This is a genomic window from Aminivibrio sp. (assembly GCF_016756745.1).
In the GTDB taxonomy this organism is placed as follows: domain Bacteria; phylum Synergistota; class Synergistia; order Synergistales; family Aminobacteriaceae; genus Aminivibrio.
This window is the reverse complement of the sequence record NZ_JAESIH010000045.1, coordinates 18,514-36,350: the sequence shown is the minus strand read 5'-3', so window position 1 is coordinate 36,350 and position 17,837 is coordinate 18,514. Positions and strand designations below refer to the sequence as shown.

16 protein-coding genes are annotated in these 17,837 nt (G+C 59.1%); 13 read left to right on the top strand and 3 right to left on the bottom strand.

The features are described from left to right. The first annotated feature begins 103 nt into the window (after positions 1–103). From JMJ95_RS06685 to JMJ95_RS06665, 5 genes are all read left to right on the top strand, one after another. Positions 104–379, top strand: coding sequence for a GntR family transcriptional regulator (locus JMJ95_RS06685; protein WP_290683861.1), 276 nt, complete (start codon positions 104–106; stop codon positions 377–379). After that, positions 376–675: an FCD domain-containing protein gene (locus JMJ95_RS06680; RefSeq protein WP_290683859.1), complete on the top strand. Its 300-nt coding sequence runs from the start codon at positions 376–378 to the stop codon at positions 673–675. The genes JMJ95_RS06685 and JMJ95_RS06680 overlap by 4 nt, the downstream gene beginning before the upstream one ends. Positions 676–905: 230 nt before the next feature. Further along, on the top strand, positions 906–1,889 hold the full coding sequence (locus JMJ95_RS06675) for a TRAP transporter substrate-binding protein (protein WP_290683857.1): 984 nt from the start codon (positions 906–908) through the stop codon (positions 1,887–1,889). Between the two features lie 79 nt (positions 1,890–1,968). Then, positions 1,969–2,448, top strand: coding sequence for a TRAP transporter small permease (locus JMJ95_RS06670; protein WP_290683855.1), 480 nt, complete (start codon positions 1,969–1,971; stop codon positions 2,446–2,448). Between the two features lies 1 nt (position 2,449). Then, positions 2,450–3,727, top strand: coding sequence for a TRAP transporter large permease (locus tag JMJ95_RS06665; protein WP_290683853.1), 1,278 nt, complete (start codon positions 2,450–2,452; stop codon positions 3,725–3,727). A gap of 46 nt (positions 3,728–3,773) precedes the next feature. On the opposite strand, the gene JMJ95_RS06660 is transcribed toward JMJ95_RS06665, so the two are convergent. Both JMJ95_RS06660 and JMJ95_RS06655 read right to left on the bottom strand, forming a co-directional pair. Further along, positions 3,774–3,968 (bottom strand): hypothetical protein, encoded by a 195-nt coding sequence (locus JMJ95_RS06660; RefSeq protein ID WP_290683851.1) that lies wholly within the window; start codon positions 3,966–3,968, stop codon positions 3,774–3,776. Positions 3,969–4,047: 79 nt separating this feature from the next. Then, positions 4,048–5,664 (bottom strand): mannitol dehydrogenase family protein, encoded by a 1,617-nt coding sequence (locus JMJ95_RS06655; protein WP_290683849.1) that lies wholly within the window; start codon positions 5,662–5,664, stop codon positions 4,048–4,050. Between the two features lie 232 nt (positions 5,665–5,896). Here JMJ95_RS06655 and JMJ95_RS06650 point away from each other — a divergent pair, with 232 nt between their 5' ends. Continuing rightward, positions 5,897–6,763, top strand: coding sequence for a creatininase family protein (locus JMJ95_RS06650; RefSeq protein WP_290683847.1), 867 nt, complete (start codon positions 5,897–5,899; stop codon positions 6,761–6,763). Here the strand turns inward: JMJ95_RS06650 and JMJ95_RS06645 are convergent. Then, complete coding sequence (locus JMJ95_RS06645) at positions 6,707–7,720, bottom strand: ABC transporter substrate-binding protein (RefSeq protein ID WP_290683845.1); 1,014 nt, start codon at positions 7,718–7,720, stop codon at positions 6,707–6,709. The two genes, JMJ95_RS06650 and JMJ95_RS06645, sit on opposite strands and share 57 nt — an antisense overlap. A gap of 240 nt (positions 7,721–7,960) precedes the next feature. Between JMJ95_RS06645 and JMJ95_RS06640 the strand changes: the two genes are divergently transcribed. The 7 genes from JMJ95_RS06640 to JMJ95_RS06610 are packed head-to-tail and all read left to right on the top strand — an operon-like array spanning position 7,961 to position 17,703. Beyond that, positions 7,961–8,476, top strand: a complete 516-nt coding sequence (locus JMJ95_RS06640; RefSeq protein ID WP_290683843.1) for a PH domain-containing protein — start codon at positions 7,961–7,963, stop codon at positions 8,474–8,476. A 40-nt stretch (positions 8,477–8,516) separates the two neighbouring features. Continuing rightward, complete coding sequence (locus JMJ95_RS06635; protein ID WP_290683841.1) at positions 8,517–8,729, top strand: DUF1294 domain-containing protein; 213 nt, start codon at positions 8,517–8,519, stop codon at positions 8,727–8,729. Between the two features lie 7 nt (positions 8,730–8,736). Then, positions 8,737–10,602: a hypothetical protein gene (locus tag JMJ95_RS06630; protein ID WP_290683839.1), complete on the top strand. Its 1,866-nt coding sequence runs from the start codon at positions 8,737–8,739 to the stop codon at positions 10,600–10,602. Positions 10,603–10,633: 31 nt separating this feature from the next. Continuing rightward, positions 10,634–11,848 carry a hypothetical protein gene (locus tag JMJ95_RS06625; RefSeq protein ID WP_290683837.1) on the top strand — a complete coding sequence of 405 codons (1,215 nt, stop codon included), beginning with the start codon at positions 10,634–10,636 and terminating at the stop codon, positions 11,846–11,848. Between the two features lie 25 nt (positions 11,849–11,873). Then, complete coding sequence (locus tag JMJ95_RS06620; RefSeq protein WP_290683835.1) at positions 11,874–12,668, top strand: hypothetical protein; 795 nt, start codon at positions 11,874–11,876, stop codon at positions 12,666–12,668. A 24-nt stretch (positions 12,669–12,692) separates the two neighbouring features. Next, positions 12,693–15,413, top strand: coding sequence for a hypothetical protein (locus JMJ95_RS06615; protein ID WP_290683833.1), 2,721 nt, complete (start codon positions 12,693–12,695; stop codon positions 15,411–15,413). Between the two features lie 49 nt (positions 15,414–15,462). Then, a complete protein-coding gene (locus JMJ95_RS06610) occupies positions 15,463–17,703 on the top strand; it encodes a hypothetical protein (protein WP_290683831.1) in 2,241 nt (746 codons plus the stop codon). The last annotated feature ends 134 nt before the right edge of the window (positions 17,704–17,837 follow it).

The following is a 17,837-nucleotide window of genomic DNA, read 5'->3' as shown; positions in this document are numbered from 1 at the left end:
GATGTTGACTTTTCCCTTTTCAGGGGAGATAGTTTTCTCGTTTCCGGAAGCAGGTTTTTCTATGCAGCAACGACTTGTAGCCTAGTATTTGAAGCGAGGCCCCATGATCGCACGTGAGGTTCTGCCGAAAGAAAACGGCGAGACGGTACGGGATTGGGCGTTCCGCACCATTCTTCACGACCTGGTGAGCCTCGTTCTTCCTCCAGGCTCCGCCGTGTCGGAGAATGACGTGGCTTCCCCGCTTGGCAGCAGCCGGACTCCCGTGAGGGAAAACTTCATCCGACTGGTCCAGGACGGCTTGCTGGACGTGTACCCCCAGAAGGGGACCTACCGTTTCCCTGGTGGACGAGCAGAGGGTGGAGGAAGGGGGGGGATATGAGGTTGTGCCTGGAAACACATACCATGGAACTTGCCTGCGAGGTCCGCTCGTCCGAAGATCCGGCAGCCCTTGAGGCAAACCTCCAGCTCCGGCGCTTTGCCATCGGCGACAGGGACGCGACTCGTTTTTTCTCCCTGGACGAGGATTTCAACAGGCTCGTGTTCGCCGCCTGCGGCAAGGAGAGAATCCGGGAGCCCATCGGCGAAGATGAGTTCCCAGTTCGACAGGGTGCGGGTGCTCAGCCTCTCCGCCACCTGCGGGGAGAAGGTTTTCTCCCCGCACTCCTTTCTCCTTGACGTGATAGAGAAAAGGGATCACTGGAAGGCCCGCGAAGCGGTGAACGAGCACCTGACCAAGTGAACTACGATCTCGGGAAACTCCGCAGAGAGTATCTTTCCTACTTCAGGACCACTCAGGGGAGGTGAGGAACGAAAGCCTTCCGTATCCTTCAACATCCGCGCTCGGACGTACCCCGGCAATACGGCGGGGGAAGGCAGGAATCGGTTACTGAAAGGAGAAAAATCAGATGAAAAGAATTGCACTTCTTGTTGCGGCGGCACTTCTTGTTTCTGTTGTTTTCGCGACCGGCGCTTTTGCCGAGAAGAAGCCTGAATACACTCTCAAGCTCGGCCATCTTGCCAATACGGAGCACACCTGGCACAAGGGATCGTTGAAGTTCGCCGAACTTGTCGAGCAGAAGACCGACGGCAGGGTCAAGGTCCAGGTGTTCCCCAACGAACAGCTCGGCAAGGAAATGGAAGTCATCGGCAACATCCAGTCCGGGATCGTCGACATGCTCATCACCGGCGAGTCCATGATGAACTGGGCTCCCCTGTGCGGCCTCATCGCGGTTCCCTACATGATCAGGGACTCGGCCCACATGGAGAAGATCGTCGAGGGCGAAGTGGGACAGGCCATTGAGAAGGAAGTCATCGAAAAGGTCCGTCTCCGTCCCGTGGCGTGGTTCGAACGGGGAGCCAGGAACCTCACGTCCAACAGGGAGATCAGGAAGCCGGAGGACCTGAACGGACTGAAGGTCCGAGTTCCCAACGTGCCTCTTTTCGTGGCCACCTGGGAAGCCCTCGGCGCCAAGCCCACGCCCATGGCCTTCTCCGAGGTGTTCACCTCCCTGCAGCAGGGCATCATCGACGCGCAGGAGAACCCCTATGACCTGATCAAGAGCGCCAGCTTCTTCGAGGTCCAGAAGTTCGTCAACAAGACCGAGCACGTCCGCGGCTGGATCTACCTCGTCATCGGCGAGGACAGGTTCCAGAGCATGCCCAAAGACATCCAGACGGCAATTCTCGAGGCGGGCAAGGAGGCTCAGGCCTACGAGCGCGGGCTGTTCAGGGCCGAGCAGGACCAGCTGGTTCAGGACCTCAAGGACAAGGGAATGACCTTCGTCGAGGTTGACAAGGACGCCTTCAGGAAGATCGCCGAGCCGGCGGTCCTGAAGTTTCTTTCTCCTGAACTTCAGGAGATGTACAAGAAGATCGTTGCCATCCAGTAATATCCGGGACTGCCCCGGGGCCTTCTTCCTGAACGGTCCCGGGGCCGTTATCCCTGGCGGGAGATGAGGAAAGGCAGACATGAGAAAACTTTGGTCGCTCTTCGGTCGCGTGCTTGAGCTCGGCTCCATCCTTTCATTCCTCGGCCTGGTGGGGGTGGTGCTCCTTCAGGTGTACGCCCGGCTCTTTCTGCCGAAGTCCCCTCACTGGACCGAAGAGGCGTCACGCTTCCTCTTCATCTACACGGTGAGTTTCGCATCGGGACTCGCCATCCGGGAGAAAGCCTTCGTCAACGTGGACGTGTTCACGAACATGCTGCCGAAGCCTGTGCAGAGGTGGCTCCAGATCCTGCTCGACCTTCTTGTCGCGGGGTTCATGGCCGTAGTGTTCTATTATTCGCTGAAGAACCTGGGTATCGGCAGAATGCAGACATCCGCGTCTCTCCGGATTCCCATGCACTACATTTTCGCGTCCATGTCGATTCTGTCGGGAACGGTGGTCCTGTACTCCCTGGCCTCGGTCGTCCGGGACGTGCGCCTTGCAGCGGGGGGAGGGGACTGAAATGGTGGCCGCACTCTTTATCGTATTCCTGGTGCTCCTTTTTCTGGGGCTTCCCATAGCCTTCTGCCTGGGGATTTCATCCCTGGTCTACCTGTGGACGATGGGCATCCCGCTCATAGTGATACCGCAGAAAATGTATTCGGGCATCGACGTCTTTGTCCTGCTGTGTATTCCCGGCTTCATCCTCGCGGGCAACCTCATGAACCGGGGCGGCATTTCCGACAGGATCATCCGGTTCTGCAACGCCCTCGTGGGGCACATCCAGGGAGGGCTGGCCCAGGCCAATATCGTGGCTTCCATGATCTTCGCCGGCATTTCGGGAACGGCGGTGGCGGACACGGCAAGCCTCGGCGCCATCCTTATCCCCGCCATGAAAAAGGAAGGCTACGACGCCGATTTCTCCTGCGCGGTCACGGCGGCGTCGTCCACCATCGGGCCCATCATCCCTCCCAGTATGCCGATGATCATCGCCGGAACGCTGACGGGCCTATCGGTGGGGAGGCTCTTCATCGCCGGCGCCGTCCCGGGACTGCTTCTCGGCGTCGGGCTCATGATCGTGGCCTATTTCATCTCGAAAAAGAGAAACTACCCCAAGGGCGAAAAGGTGCCCCGCCGTTTGCTCCTCAGGGAGTTTTTCGGCGCTTTCTGGGCTCTCATGCTCACCGTGCTCATCCTCTACGGCATCGTCGGCGGCTTTTTCAGCCCGACCGAGGCGGCCATGGTGGCCTGTCTCTATGCGGTGGTGGTCGGCATGTTCGTCTACAGGGACCTCTCTTTCCGGGAGCTTCCCGGGCTGATTCTCGAGGCCTCGATCACCACGGCGTCCATCATCGTGCTGGTGGGGCTCGCCAACCTTTTTGCGTGGATCCTCACCAGCGAACAGATTCCCCAGATGGTGGCGGATTTTCTCCTGGGGATAACGAAGAACAAGTTCCTTATCATCCTGATGATCAATTTGCTGCTTCTCTTCGTGGGGACCTTCATGGAGACCATCGCGGCGCTGCTCACCCTCTTCCCGACGCTGCTGGCGGTGGCCCTCCAGGTGGGGATCGACCCGATCCACTTTTCCATGATCGCCGTGCTGAACCTCATGATCGGCCTCACCACGCCTCCCGTGGGGGTGTGCCTCTTCGTGGCCTCGAGCATCGGCAAGATTTCCATCAGCAGGATTTCGAGGGCGAACATGCCCTTCCTCGCGGTGAGCATTTTCGTGCTCCTTCTGGTTTCTTACATTCCCGCCCTGTCCACGTGGCTTCCCAACCTGCTGTTCAGCAGGTAGAAGTTCAGGGGATTTCGGCGCAAAATCAAGAGGAAAGTGAGAAACGTCATAGAACCATGATAATGTCTTCCCGACGGTAGGGGAAAGCGACCCCGTCACCATTGACAAAATCAGGCAGATCCCTGTTGTCCTGGGGATCGTCAGCGCACTGTACGATGTTCCGCCGGGCGAGACCCGGCCCCCTGGAGAAACTGCGGAACCTCAGGGCGGTGGGGAAAAAGGGTTTTGTCCTCTCCGCCATAGAGACACCCCTTCCTGAAAGGGAAACGGGGAGAAGGGGCGGACGAACAGGGGGGAACCAGCCCGGTTCCCCCCTGTTCTTATCCGAGATACTTGCGAAGAGTGTTCCTCACAGCGCCCGGTCCGGCGATCATCTCGGCGAAATAGCCTTCGATCTTCTCGCCGAGTCCGACCTCGTACAGGTCCACGGTGAAGATCCCCCGGTCGGAGAGTATGGGGCGGAGAACACCCTTCGCTGATGACGGTTCTCCGAGGCGGACCGCAGCGAGATGGGGTCTGAGGGTTTCCAGGAGAGGATCGGGGCTCAGGGCCATCTCTTCTCCCCGGTCGTTCAGCCCCATGAGATACCGGCACCAGGCGGCCAGGGTCAGGGGAATGAAGGTCAGGTCTGCCGGGTCCAGCCCTTCCCTGTCCCTGTAGGCCCTGATGGTGCCGCCGAACCGGATGCCCACCTTCTGGGACGTGTCCATGGCGATTCTCTGGGGGGTGTCGGGGATGTTCGGGTTGGGGAGCCGCTCCTCGATGACCTCCCTGAGGAAGTCGAGAGGATGGATGATGCCCGGATCTTCCGCCACGGGAATTCCCTCGACATAGCCGATTTTTTCCACCAGCCGCTTCAGGTCGGGATCCTTCATTTCGTCGGCGATGAGGGTGTATCCCAGCAGGCAGCCGAAGACCGCCAGGGCTGTATGGAGGGGATTCAGGCATGTCCCAACCTTCATTCTCTCCACCCTGTCCACAGTGAGTCTGTCGGTGAAGTAGGCTCCCGCACGCTCCAGGGGCGGCCTCCCGTTCGGGAAGCTGTCCTCGATCACGAGGTATTCGGACCGCTCGGCGTTCACGAAGGGGGCGATGAAGGCATGCTTTTCGGTGTGGAGGGTGTCCCCGGTTCCGAGTCCCAGGGCGTTGAGCCGGTTTCGTACCCTATCCGAAGGACGGGGGGTGATCTTGTCGATCATGGTCCAGGGGAAGGACACCTTCGGCGATTCCGTGAGCCACCGCACGAACGTCTCTTCCACGAGGCCGTTCTCGGCCCATCCGCGGGCAATTTCCCCCAGGGATTCTTTCAGTTTGTCCCCGTTGCGGGCACAGTTGTCCATGCTCACGAAGGCAAGGGGAAATGCGCCGGCCCTGAAGCGGGCATAGGCGAGGGCCGCCGTCTTCGACATAACATGCCCGGGCGATGCAGGCCCCTTTTCCAGGTCCGCGGCGATTTCGGGAGAAAGTTCTCCCGAAGAGGTTCTCAGGCTGTAGCCCTTTTCCGTGATGGTGAAGCTGACCATTTGCAGGGAGGGCGCACGGAAAATCTCCTGAAGGCGTTCCCAGTCCTTTTCGCAGGCGGGGTCTCCCGCGAGGGTGACGCAGATGCTTGCCACCACCGTCATGTCCAGCCTTCCGTCCGGTTCCATGATGACCGCCAGGCTCAGGTTGTCGAAGGGGGCGTACATGGTTCCGATGGTCTGCCAGTCGTAGGTTTTTACGGCGATGATGCCGGTTTTCGCCCATCCGGCATCAAGCAGTTTCTGCTGCATCAGTGCGGGAAACACCCGGAAGATGTTTCCTGCACCGAAATGGACCCATTCCGGTGTTTTTTCCGTTTCCCGGACCATTTCGTCGATATCGAAGGCCGGAAGGGCAATGCCCGCCTTCTTCCAGGCTTCGGCATCCATGAGTCCCTCCCTGTTCAGTTTCAGCATGCATAATCCCCCGTTCTTTATGGAATTCCTGCAAAAAATACCCTGGTTTTGCAGAACATTATACCTTTTTCCCTGTAGAATGGGCTGTGCTTCCTGGGGTTTCATGTGTGCCTTGCCCCTGAAGAGTAAAGGGCGAAAACCAGGAGACGGTCGGGAATACACGGAGCCGGCGGTAAAAAAGTTCCGGTGCGCCGTGAATGTTTGCGTGCTGCGGTGAAAGGGAGGAATCACGATGAAGCTGCTCGAAATGAACACACTGGATTTTCAGGAGTACATGGGGAAAAACGATGCCGTTATCATCCCGAGCGGGGCGTACGAGATCTGGGGCCCTCACCTTCCGGTGGGGGCGGACACCATTATCGCCGAAGAAATGGCATTTCGCCTGGGCGACAGGATGGGATGGCTGGTAGGGCCAACGGTTCCTGTGGGGGATTCTCTTTTCTCCTGGGGGCCGGGGGCTGTGACGGCCCGCCCGGACAGTTTCAGGGACTATCTTGAGGATATCTGCATGAGTCTCGTGAAACACGGAATGAAACGATTCTGCTTTTTGAATCCCCATGTCGGGAATGTGCCCCTTATCAGCCAAGTAGCCGCGAAGCTCAAAATCGAGCAGGGTGCTCTTTGCTGCCTGTTTGACTGGTGGAGGTTCATTCAGCCCCTCTGTTCGGAAGAGAAGATACTTGACTCCGACGGCATCATGTCCCACGGCCATGCGAGCGAGGCTGGAACATCCCTGTTCCTGTACCTGCGGCCGGATCTTGTCAGGACGGACAGACTGATCAGAACGGAGCCGAAGAAAGTCAATGCTGTGGGTCGGCGAAGTTTTGGAGAAACAGAAACAAATCTATGCTGCGCTGGATGTCTCACCTCCAGACTCGTTATGAGTGAGCGGGAATCCAGGAAGAAAAAGAAGCCACTGATGAACTGCAATCAGTGGCTTCTTTTTATTTTTACCAACACGTTAAATAAACGCCTTGGCAGATTCGCAGGCTCCTTCTTTTTTCAGAGCGGACACGGTCCTGTGCGGCGTGGAGACCGGGGGTTACCGAACGATTTCGTTCACCCAGCGGTCCACCAGGCGCATCCTGTGTTCCCCTGACCATTCGATGTCAAGATCGAGCAGCTTCACGCCGATCATGTCGAGGGACGGGTTACGGAGCTTCACCTTCGGATGGGTGGGAATGAGGTGTATTTTCTTTTCCTCGTAGATACGCTGCATTGCAGGGCCAGCAGCCCAGTCGAGAAATTTTTTCCCGAGCCCGGGGTTTTTTGCGCCCTTTATGAGCCCCATCGCTTCAACACCGTAGACGACACCTTCAGCAGGATAGCTGATGACTACGTCGTAGCCCATCTGTTGCATTTCGAGGGCATCCACAAGGAAGAAGATGCCGCCTGCGGCCTGTTCCCTGGAGATGGGCAACGCTCCGCCGGCCCCGCTCTTGGTGTACTGTTGCACGTTGGAATCCAGTTTTTTCTGGTATGCGTAGGCTTCATCCTCGCCCATGGCCAGCACGAGGCTGAAAAGGCGGGAGACGGCCGTTCCCGATGTCCTGGCATCCGCCATGATGAGCCCGTTTTTAAATACGGGGTTCAGGAGCTCCGCCCATGATGCCGGAGCCTGCAGTCCATGCTTCTTCAAAAAGTTTCCGTTGAACATGAAGCACAGCGGATTGACGGCAACCCCTGTCCAGAATCCTTCGGGATCACGGAACCTGGAAGGGATTTCCTCGGCTCCCCTGGGCACGTAGGGATCGAATATGCCCTCTTTTTTCCCCGCGACGAAGGCATCGGCTATGCCGCCGAAAAAAACATCCACCTGCGGATTGTTTTTCTCCGCTATAAGCCGTGCCAGCACCTCGCCGGAAGGAAAACGGAGGAAATTCACCTTCACGCCCGTCTCCCGCGTAAAGGCATCGAAGATTTCCGTCGCATACCGTTCGGACCAGATAGTGTACACGTTGAGTGTCTCCGCAGCAGGGGCAGGAGATGCACACAGCGGTGCCGCCGCGGCAAGAAGCACTGAAACAAACCGGGAAAACCTCTTTTTTGCAGTCATGGTCTTCAACCTCCCCTGTATTACTGTCAGATCAATGCTATATCTTTTTTCGCTGGGTTCCATATCCAGTCTGCCTGGAAAAGGCTCCCTTCTGGAATGCTCTGTTTTTTCGGAAAAAGGACCGGGCTCATGGTAGAATGTTCGCAAGGGACGGCGTTCTATGACGTTCCCCTTTCCCGGAAAGGGAAACTCGATTCGCAGTAATGGAGCAATCTCTCAGGAAGGAGTCGATGCAAAAAAATGGCGAAGACGTTCATGAGCGAGACAAAATCGGAGGGCGGAGACGCGGTGGAGTTTGATTACATTCTTTCCCCCTCGATAGCGGGTTTCCTTTGCCCTCTTGTTGTTCCGGCCCTGGTGTTTCTTGCGCCCTTTATCCTTGTGAGCATTTTCCCGAACATGCTCACCGGGATCGGGCTGAACGTGGGAAAATGGACGCTTCTCATGTGGGGCCTCCTGCTGACGGCGGCCAACGTGGGGATCCAGGAAATCCGGCGCAGGAGCAAGAAACTCAAGCTTCATATTGATTATATTGTCTTTACCCAGGGCATCCTGTTCACCTCCATGGAGAAAATTTTCATTCAGGACATCAAAACCACGGAGCTGACGAAGAACATTTTCGAGCGGATCTTCAATCTCGGGACGATCAAGATCGCAACTGCCGGAACCGACAGTTACGAGATCGAGATCAAGGGCTTTTCCAACCCTGACGAGATCGTAAAGTACATATCGGTCCACCGGAAGGAAGGGGAGTAGCCTCCGTGGCCGCAGTTCCCGGGAAGGAGCGCCGCTGAAAATGACGGCATTTTTTACCGCATTTCTCGGAATGAATGTGCCCGCCTTTGTCCTCATGGGATGGGACAAGCTGACGGCAAAAGCGTCGGTCCGGCGCGTACCTGAGAACATCCTTCCTCTCGCCGCCCTGATGGGCGGAAGAGGCGGTACATTCCCGGAAATGAAGCTGTTCCGCCACAAGATGCGGCACCCCTGGTTTTCCTTGAGGAGGTGAAGGGAGAATGATCCGCGGCGGACAGCTTTTTCGAAGCGGAGGCACCGGTCATGGACCTTCCCCGAAGAGATCCCGGAACGCATTTTTACTGCCGGCCCTCCTGGCCCTGTCCGGCCTGTTCCTTTCGCCCGCCGCGGCCGCCGAACAGTCGTGGGCTCCGTTCATCGACGGGGTTCGGGGTCCTGGGGATAAACTCTACATTCTCACCTCGGAAAAGGGAGGTCTCTTTGTTTCCGACAACGGAGGCAGGCGCTGGAAAAACCTGGGCGGCAGTCTTCCTTCTTCCCATTTCTTTTCCCTGGCAGTTTCTTCTGAAGGCTCCCTCTTTCTCGCGGCCTACGACGAACTTCTCACGTCCCCCGACGGCGGAAATTCCTGGAGATCCATGAAGGGCGGCGGCAGGGTCAAACAATTTCTCCCCTCCTCAGGGGGTACCTGCGTCGCTGTTTTCTGGGACTCGGGCATCCACTGGACGGCCGCGGAAAATTTCGTGATGGCGAAGGCGGAGGGCGAGGATGGTACTTTCCTTGTGGCGGACCTTGAAGACGAAGGAAAGGGCCATCTCCGGGCCGCCGTTTTCGGGAGGGGTATCCTCTTCTCCGGTGACGGAGGAAGGACCTGGAGCCTTGATAAACCTGGGCCGGCGAACATCTTCCCACTCGTCCTCGCCCGCAGTTCCGTCACCGGGACGGTCTTCACCGGAACCCTCGAAGGCGGAGTCTTCCGGAAGGAGGAGGGGGGAGAGTGGCAGCCAGGAGGAGAAGGTCTTCCGCCCCTGTGTACCGTCCAGGCCCTTGCCGCTGACGAACAGGGCGTGCTCTGGGCCGGGACCCACAAGCAGGGGCTTTTCGTCTCCTCCGACGACGGAAGAACCTGGAGCTCCTTTCCTGTCGGGGACGAAAAAGAGATGTCTGTCACCGTCCTCGTTCCTTTCAAAAAGGGTGTCCTCGCGGGAACCTCCGCGGGCAGTCTCTTCCTGGCAGACCGGGAGAGTTTCGGGGTCACCGGGCTTCTTCCCTCCGATCCCGTGGTGGGACTGGCCCGTGAAGGCGGCCGTCTTCTCGCCCTTACCCGGTCCGGAGGGCTTTTCGCCTCTTCTGACGGAGGAAACCGCTGGGTCCGCCGGGGAAGCGCGGGAAGCGGGGCGGTCTTTCTCGCAGCGGTTCCCGGCGGGGACCTGTTCGCAGGGACTGACAGAAACATCCTTCTTTCCCGGGACGGAGGCCTTTCCTGGACGGAAATACCCCTTCCCGCCGAAAGGGCTTTCACGTCCCTGGCATGGACGTCGGCGGGAGGATTTCTCGCGGGAACTGCGGGAGAGGGGCTGTACCGGTCTCCGGACGGCTATGAATGGCAGAAGGTGGAGGATGTGGACGGGGAGTATGTTTTTTCCCTCCAGTCACCCGACGGGACGGTCATGGCTGCCGGTACGGACAGGGGGTTTTCCGTCTCCCTGGACGGAGGCCTGACCTGGAGGAATATTTACGTGATCCGCGGGATCAGCTCCCTGGCCTTCGACAATGACGGGAAGCTCTGGGGAGTGTCAAGGACCGGGCTGTGGAATGTCTCCCTTCCTGAAGGGGAGACGGAAGAGGCGAAGATTGACGGTTTCAGCTGGTCGCCTTTCGAATATCTGACGGAAATTTTCCCCGCCGAAGGGAAGGGGCTTCTCGCCGTCGCCCGGGAGAGGGTGGTGCGGCTTGTTCCCGGGGAGTCTCCGGGGCGCTTTTCCCTTCGGGAGACAAACCTGTCCAACACCCGTGTTCTGGCCTGCCTTCCGATTCCCGGCGGCGGAACGCTGATCGGAACCCCCGCAGGGTTTTTCCGGCGGGCAGGCGGCGAGGCCCCTTGGACGGAAGTGGAGCTGCCGTGAAGGGTGCGGGGAAAGAAAAGGGACGGATCCAATGAAAGAGCTGTACAGAAGGCTCGGAACGCTGTGCCTCCTCTTCCTTGCCATCGTAATGTTTTTTGGCCCGAGGAACGGTGTCCTTGTGCGCCTGTATTCCGTGGACATGGGGAAGGAGTACCGTTCCCAGTACAGCCCGAACCAGGGGCTGTACGGTGCCCAGGCGGCGGGAGGCCGGTTTATCCGGTCGGTCACGCCCTTCCGTACCATCGCCGGCTTTATCGATTCAAAAACGGACAAACGCCTCCTGACCGTGGAAGGTGAACTCTGGCCCGGGATTTTTGCCGGGGCCGCAGCGCCGCCCGGGTCCCCCCCGACGGCCTGGAGGGAAGCCGGGGGGACCTCCAGGAAAAGCCTCTATTTCCACGAAGAGGAGGAGCCCATCACTTCTCTTTTTCCCGGAATGGCCGAAAAGGGAGAGACCTTTGCCTACCTGAAGTACTCTTTCTCCGACGGCCCCAGGTTTCTCGCCCTGACCGCGGAGGGCCCGGGCACGGCCCTGGACAACGGCGCCCCCCAGAGACTGGTCCGGCCGTACCGTTCCCTCGCCCCGTGGCCCCTTCTCCTGGGAACGCTGTTCTACCTGTTCCTCCCCCGGAGAAAATTTCCGGCCGGCGCTATCCTGTACCCCAGGTGGTCCGCGGTCATCCTTCCCGATGTTCTCTCCTTCGCCATGACGGGGTTCTTCTTCGGGCTTCCCCTGGTTTTGGGCGTTCATATCTTCGACCAGGCCGCATTCCTTGATTTCGGGAACGGCAGCGCCTGGTTCACCCTGGTCTTCTGGGCCTTAGGGCTGATCTTCGCCTCTATCCTGTACCGGACGGCGAAGTACGCTTCCTTCGCCCTGCAAATTACCCCCGGTGAACTGTTCCTGACCGTCCTCGGAAAGGACCGCCGCATCGCCTTCTCCGACATCGCTTCCGCCGGTTTCGTGGACTACAGGCCTCCGAAGTGGCTGCGGACCGTCATGTTCATCGCGGGCCTCGCCGACTGGCGCCTGATGGGGCAGGCGCTCCTGCTGTCCGGGAGAACGGACTGGGGGATCGAGTTCTTTTTCAGAAACGGCGGATCCGAGCGGTTCCTGTGTTCGAACATTCCGGGGGCCGGGAGGCTTTTCGATGCCCTCCGCCTTCACAAAGTGCCCCTGTCGGAAGAGCTTCAGCGGGCTGCGGAAGGGACAACGGGCGGACCCGGACCGGAAGAAGAGATCTGAGTTTTTTTATAAAGGCGGTGAAAAAATGAAAACTGTACTGCGCCGAATTTTTGAGGAAGCATCTGCCCGCCGGGCCTGTCGTTTCCTTGTCCTGGCAGGCCTGGTTGCGTGCCTTTCCGCCGTGAAGCCGGGAGGATCGGAAGCCGTGGGACCCCCTTCCAACGAAGAGCTTCACCGCCGGATAGCCGTGCTGGAGCAGGCCCTTTCCCTCCGGAACGAGGGCCGTCGCATGGAGGCGGAGGGTAATGTCCCGGGGGCAATGGAGGCCTACTGGAAAAGTTTCGTCCTCTACCCCGACCCGCTGCTGGAGGCACAAGCTCTCTCCTTCCGCCCCGACCTCAAACCTCTGAAAGACCGGATAGCCTCTCTCGAACGCCTTCTTGCGGCAGGGAAAACCGGAAAAGAGGCTGCTTCGCCGCCTCCGGCGGTTTCAACGGCAAGGAGGGATTCCGCCGGGCAGGACAAGGCCGACTGGAGAATCTATCCCGACCTCGGGGAGGAAAAGAAGGCCATTGAGGAGACCTTCGGACGATTTCGGAAGGCCCTGAAGGAAGGAAATGTCGAAGGGGCGGTCCGGTGTGTCGACGAAAGCCGCCGGGAGGTCTTCGCCGCCCTTTTCGGGCAGAAGCCGGAGGCCATGCCCTCATTCGCGGAACTCCTCGATGGAGCGGAGATGAGCTTTCTGAGCTCGCCGGAGAATGCCGATCCCCGAAGCAAGAGCACGATGCGGACCTCCGAGTACGCTGTGGACGTAGGGGGATTCACCTTCTACGTGCAGTGGGTCAAGGTGGACGGACAATGGGTCCTTTTCGACTTTTAACCCCGCGGAAGGAGGGACGGAGAGATGATTTCCATCGAAGGTTTTTTTAGAAAAAGCATACTCGCGCTGACCGCTGTCCTCGTTTTTTGCGGTACGCCTGCCCATGGCTGGAGCCAGCATCCCCACCGCCAGATCAACCTGGAAGCGGTGAAGCTCTTTCTCTCCCAGGCAGGGGGCAAGGAAAAATTCACCATGGGCCCCTTCTCCGGAAAAGGGCTCTCGGAGCCCCTCCGGGGCCTTGCCGTGACCAGCTCTTCCCTGCTTCCGTCAGATTTTGTTTCCGCGGAGGCGAACCTTTCCGCCCAGTCGTGGATCATCAACGGAGGAGACTGGGCGGACGAGCCTAACCTGTACTCTTCCGTGAGGCATTTCTACGACCCCCTCGCCCTGTCCGGGGTGTCGTACCTGACAGACCAGAGCGAAGCTCACGGTCTGTACGACAGCCCCGCCATCGATGCGAGAACATGGGGGCTCAGTCATCCCGACAACCCCTTCAGCTTTTTCGTTGCCCTGTCGGCCTACAAGGCGGCCCTCGAGGTCAGGGACGACCTCCCCATTCCCCCGGCTTTGAATTCCCTCCATTTCAAGACGTCCCTGAGCCTTGCCCCGAAAGACCATGACGACCTCAGGAGCCTGCAGCTCGCCAGGGCATACCGGGCCCTGGGGGAATCGATGCACATGCTCGGGGACATGACCCAGCCTGCCCATGTCCGAAACGACTCCCACCCGGCCGACGAGCCCATAGAAGCGGCCACCTTCAGCGAGCATGTCCGGCGGGCGGCGGCGGCCCCCTTCGTCGATTCGAGAATCCGCCCCTTTATCGCAAGCGCGGGAGGAAGGCTCCGGACCCCGGAGGAACTTTTCCGCCAGGTGGCGTCCTTCGTGAACAGGACGTTCTATTCTCTGGACACTATCTACGACAAGAAATCGAATGTCCCGCCGAACAACCGGCAGAAGGGATACCCCTCCCCCCAGCTGAGGGACCTGGCGGTGGAAAAAAAGAAGATCCCGGGATTTTCCACGGAAAGGGAAGTCCGGAGATTCTACGGCGTGTTCGACGGAGTGCGGGCGGCCATGATCCAGGACCGTCTCAGTTTCCACTGGTTCGACCCCAATCAGTCCTTCCTGTCGGATTTCGAAGGAGCCAAGGAAAAAGCGGGAAGAGCCACGGCAGCCGTATTGAGAAGGCTCGGTCCCTTCCAGATTCCCCACGCCTTCGCCGCAGAGCAGGGGAGAATTCTCCTGCCCGTGGCCATCCATGCCTGCGCCGACCTAATGAATCTTTTCTACCCCACCCTGGAGCTGAAGGCTGAATTCGAGGAGATGGAGTCCGAGATGGAGGGAGTCGATCCCCGGGCCACCCCGGTACGGATCATTGAGGTGACGGCTTCCATGAAGCACCACGTCGAGAAGGATCTCGCCTGGAAAGCCGAAGGTCTGACCATTCAATATTCCGGTCCTGCCCTGCTCGTGGTGCGGGAGAAGGACAAAACGGTCTACGAGAGAAAAATCCTCTTCGTGAAGGGCGAGCCGAAGCAGATCGAGACTGCGGGCGGAAAAATGGAGGAAGCTCCCGTCCGGCTGTTTGCAGCGGGAACCGCAGGGCCTCTCAGCGAGGAGGAACTTTTCTACGAGATCAAGCCCGGACAGGAGGCTTTTTTGAGGATAGAGGCGGGAAGCCGGGTCTTCGAAAGCGATGCCTGGAAAGAGGAAGAAGTCGGGGTTACGATCCTTCCTCCCCGTACCCTTGTGCTGGAGCTGATCGACGATGCCTCTGAGACGGAGCACGAATTCGAGGCGGCGGCCGAACCGAAGAAACCCCACCTGTTCGAGTGGAATTTCGGCGACGGAACCCCGGTTGTGGAGGACCGGAAAGGGCCGGGAGAGAATTCCGTCATGCGGCACCGTTATACCGGCCTCAAGCCGGGGGATTCCTTCAGCCCGGCCGTACGGCTTCTGGACGAAAAAGGCAGGGTCCTCGCGGAGGACTCCGTCTCCGTCAAGGTGCTCAAGGGGGAAAAACGGCACTTCTTCGAGAACCGCACCTTCTGGATGACCGGTTCTCCTCTCGGGAATGACCCGACGGTTGTCCTTCCCACCGTCCCCCTGGTCCTTTCACCGTCGATTTCGGGCATCGACGGCGAGATCCCCCCGGACAGTCCGGAGGGCAAGCGGCTGGCCGAGCTTACCGAAGGCGTTGCAAATGCCGGGGACTACATCAAGGAACAGATGGCAAAGGAAATGGCGAAAATGGGCATCAGTCTGAGCGACGCCCAGATGGCCGAGGCACTGAAGCAGAGCCTTGCCCTGGCGGGACTTGGCGGCCGGGACGAACCGGTCCTGAGGCGACCGGTACTGGGAAGCGGCCGGCAGCATGAAGGCCGCCCCGTAACCCTGTCGCTCGCCGTCTCCATCGGCGCCATACCCCCGATCCGCCTGTACATGCGGGACGAAAAGGAGCAGCCTGAACAGGTGGAGGCCCGGATAGCTGTCCGGCACTGGTTCTTCACCACGGGGGCCCAGTCAAGCCCCATTGTCCAGGGAAACGGCGGATCCGCCTCCGTTTCCTGGACGCCGGAAAAGGGAAAGACCCCCGAGTCCTTCGCGATGGACCTGGTGGTGTTCTACTCCCTGGAGTTTTTCAAAAGAACCGGTGAACCCTGGGGCAACGACGGCGCTCCCCTCAGGTACGAGAATATGTCCGTATCGTTCCCTGTGGGTGTGTACTTCTGCCCGGTGAAGTGACGGAGGTGCCCGGGGAATGTATATCAAGCTGAGAAGGAGGAAGTTATCGATGAGCTGTTTTCTTTCACCCGTTTTTCACTGTCTCTTCAGGATGAAAAAAGGCCGGGTGGCCTTCCGCCCGGGAATTCTCATGGTCTCTATTGTTCTTGTGCCGCTCCTTGCCGGGGTTCTTCCGGCGCCGGCAGCCGAAGTTCCTTCCCCTGGGGATGTCCCCCCGGGAATGGCTCTCCGGTGGGTTCCTCCCTTTTACATCACCGTTCCTTCGGACTGGAAGCCCATGATGGACGGGGAAGATATGGGCTTCTACACCGGGGCCCATCCCGATGCCATGGACGACCCCTCCATGGCGGACCTTCCCCTGGTGGCTATCAGCGTGACCCGGCAGAAGGCCCGGAAGGGCGGCGGATACAGGGCCTTTTTCGAGGAAATGGAACGAAGCCTGGGGAAGGATAAAACGAAAAATTTCACGTCTAAAGAAGAAGAAATCACCATCGGGTCCCGCCCGGCGGTATACTATTCCCTTTCCGCCGACGTCGAGATGCGGGGGAAGACGCAGAAAGCGGAGATGAACCTCGTGGTCGCCAAGGAGCCCGATGCGGAGGGCAAACACATTCTCGTGATGATCGCCGGCAAGTCGGCGTCCATCGAGAAGTACCGGGACGTGATAAAAACCATGCTCTCCTCGGCCCGGGAAGGCGTCCCCCCGCTGGAGAAGAGTCTTTCGTTCCTCTTCGGTGCGACCGATACGAGTTTCCGCCATTCCGAGGGGCCTTTCGTTGCAGCCGACGGAACGGTGGCTCTCCTCGACAGGTTCGGCAAAAGGATCCGCCTTTTCGATGCTTCGGGAACCCTTCTGGACGAATGGGGAGAGAAGGGAAAGGGTGAGGACGGAACATTCGCCTGGCCGACGGTCATTGCCTTTGCCCCGGACGGGTCCCTCTACGTGGCCGACGAGGGGTATTCTGTGGACGCGAATATCCAGCGTTTTTCCCGAAAAGGAGAATTCCTGGGAAAGATAAAGGCGGACAAGAAAACTCTCGGGGAGAAGGGTCTATATAAACCATGGTTCCTCGCCGTTACGGAAACGGGAAAAATTGTCGCCGCAGGATCGAAAGAAGGCAAGGACGGAAAGCCGAGACTCCTGGTTTTTTCACCTGAAGGGGAGCTGCTTCTCTCCCGGGATATGAAGATCGAAGGTCCCATGGCGCTCCTTCCCGGGGAAAAACTTGTTATAGCCGAACATCAGGCGGATAACGACCGAGCCGACATATTCTCGGTGTATGACCTGGAAGGGAACCTTCTCAAAGAATGGCCCCTGTGGGGGAGCGACCTGCCGGCCCTCCCCGGGGAGAAAGAGATCTATTTCCAGGTGGAGTACCTTGGGGCGGACGCGGAAGGACGGGTGTACGCCTACGACGATTCCGAGGAAGGAATATGGATCTATGGGCCGGACGGCAGGTTTCTCCAGGTTCTTCCTGTCAGGAGGACTTTCGGCATAATGGAGGGTATGGCCGTTCTGCCCGACGGCGATGTGCTCGTCAAGGACCGTCCCAGCGGATACGCGCCCGGAGTGCCGTCGGTGCACAGGATGAAAAATGCATGGCCGGCGAGAGTTCCTGAACAGCCGAGACAGGAAACCCCGTCCGTCCAGCCTCCCTCGGATGTTCCTCCTCAGGGGGAGGAGACTCCTCCTGAAGTTTCGCAAACCGATCCCGATGAAAAAAGCCTTGAAAACGAACTTGCCCGTCTGAAGGAAGCTCTCCGGCTGCGCGAGGAGGCGGCGGCCCTCGAAAAGGAGGGGAACCGGGCCGGTGCTGCGGCAAAATACAGGGAGAGCCTCGCCTTCCACGATGACCCCGAGGTGAAAGACTACGCCGAGGGGCTCGAACGTATGGTCGCAGCCTCTGTCTCCGCTCTACCGAAGGAGACTGCTCCCTTCGAAGACGTAACCGGCAGAGATGCCCGGCGGCAGGCTGAAACCCTCTGGAAGGAGGCGGGCGACCTCCAGCAGGCGAAAAAGTACGAGGAGGCCCTGGCCCTGTACCGCAAGGGGCTGGAGCTCTCCCCTGACAGAACGGTAAGCGATCATGTCGCCAAGCTCGAGGCATTCATGCCCAAGGCGAAGGCCAGTGCCGAGGAAATCTGGAAGCAGGCGGGGCAGCTCCAGAACGCGAAGAAGTACGGCGAGGCCCTGAAGAAATACAAGGAAGGGCTTGACATTTACCACAACAAGGTTGTGGAGGAGCATGTCGGAAAACTGGAGGCCTTCATCGCCCGGCAGAAAAAATAGAAGCCGATCCGGAAATTTCACGGAAATCGATGCGCACACGGAGGCGGACGTTCCCGAAGGGGCGTCCGCCTCCGTGTGCGGGAAGGGTATGGTTTCGCTCTCCCGGGGGTTGAAAAAAAAGCGTTTCGGTGGTA

Coding starts and splice junctions, on each gene's coding strand:
- JMJ95_RS06685 (WP_290683861.1), top strand. CDS start 104: ATGATCGCACGTGAGGTTCTGCCGAAAGAAAACGGCGAGACGGTACGG.
- JMJ95_RS06680 (WP_290683859.1), top strand. CDS start 376: ATGAGGTTGTGCCTGGAAACACATACCATGGAACTTGCCTGCGAGGTC.
- JMJ95_RS06675 (WP_290683857.1), top strand. CDS start 906: ATGAAAAGAATTGCACTTCTTGTTGCGGCGGCACTTCTTGTTTCTGTT.
- JMJ95_RS06670 (WP_290683855.1), top strand. CDS start 1,969: ATGAGAAAACTTTGGTCGCTCTTCGGTCGCGTGCTTGAGCTCGGCTCC.
- JMJ95_RS06665 (WP_290683853.1), top strand. CDS start 2,450: ATGGTGGCCGCACTCTTTATCGTATTCCTGGTGCTCCTTTTTCTGGGG.
- JMJ95_RS06660 (WP_290683851.1), bottom strand. CDS start 3,968: ATGGCGGAGAGGACAAAACCCTTTTTCCCCACCGCCCTGAGGTTCCGC.
- JMJ95_RS06655 (WP_290683849.1), bottom strand. CDS start 5,664: ATGCTGAAACTGAACAGGGAGGGACTCATGGATGCCGAAGCCTGGAAG.
- JMJ95_RS06650 (WP_290683847.1), top strand. CDS start 5,897: ATGAAGCTGCTCGAAATGAACACACTGGATTTTCAGGAGTACATGGGG.
- JMJ95_RS06645 (WP_290683845.1), bottom strand. CDS start 7,720: ATGACTGCAAAAAAGAGGTTTTCCCGGTTTGTTTCAGTGCTTCTTGCC.
- JMJ95_RS06640 (WP_290683843.1), top strand. CDS start 7,961: ATGGCGAAGACGTTCATGAGCGAGACAAAATCGGAGGGCGGAGACGCG.
- JMJ95_RS06635 (WP_290683841.1), top strand. CDS start 8,517: ATGACGGCATTTTTTACCGCATTTCTCGGAATGAATGTGCCCGCCTTT.
- JMJ95_RS06630 (WP_290683839.1), top strand. CDS start 8,737: ATGATCCGCGGCGGACAGCTTTTTCGAAGCGGAGGCACCGGTCATGGA.
- JMJ95_RS06625 (WP_290683837.1), top strand. CDS start 10,634: ATGAAAGAGCTGTACAGAAGGCTCGGAACGCTGTGCCTCCTCTTCCTT.
- JMJ95_RS06620 (WP_290683835.1), top strand. CDS start 11,874: ATGAAAACTGTACTGCGCCGAATTTTTGAGGAAGCATCTGCCCGCCGG.
- JMJ95_RS06615 (WP_290683833.1), top strand. CDS start 12,693: ATGATTTCCATCGAAGGTTTTTTTAGAAAAAGCATACTCGCGCTGACC.
- JMJ95_RS06610 (WP_290683831.1), top strand. CDS start 15,463: ATGAGCTGTTTTCTTTCACCCGTTTTTCACTGTCTCTTCAGGATGAAA.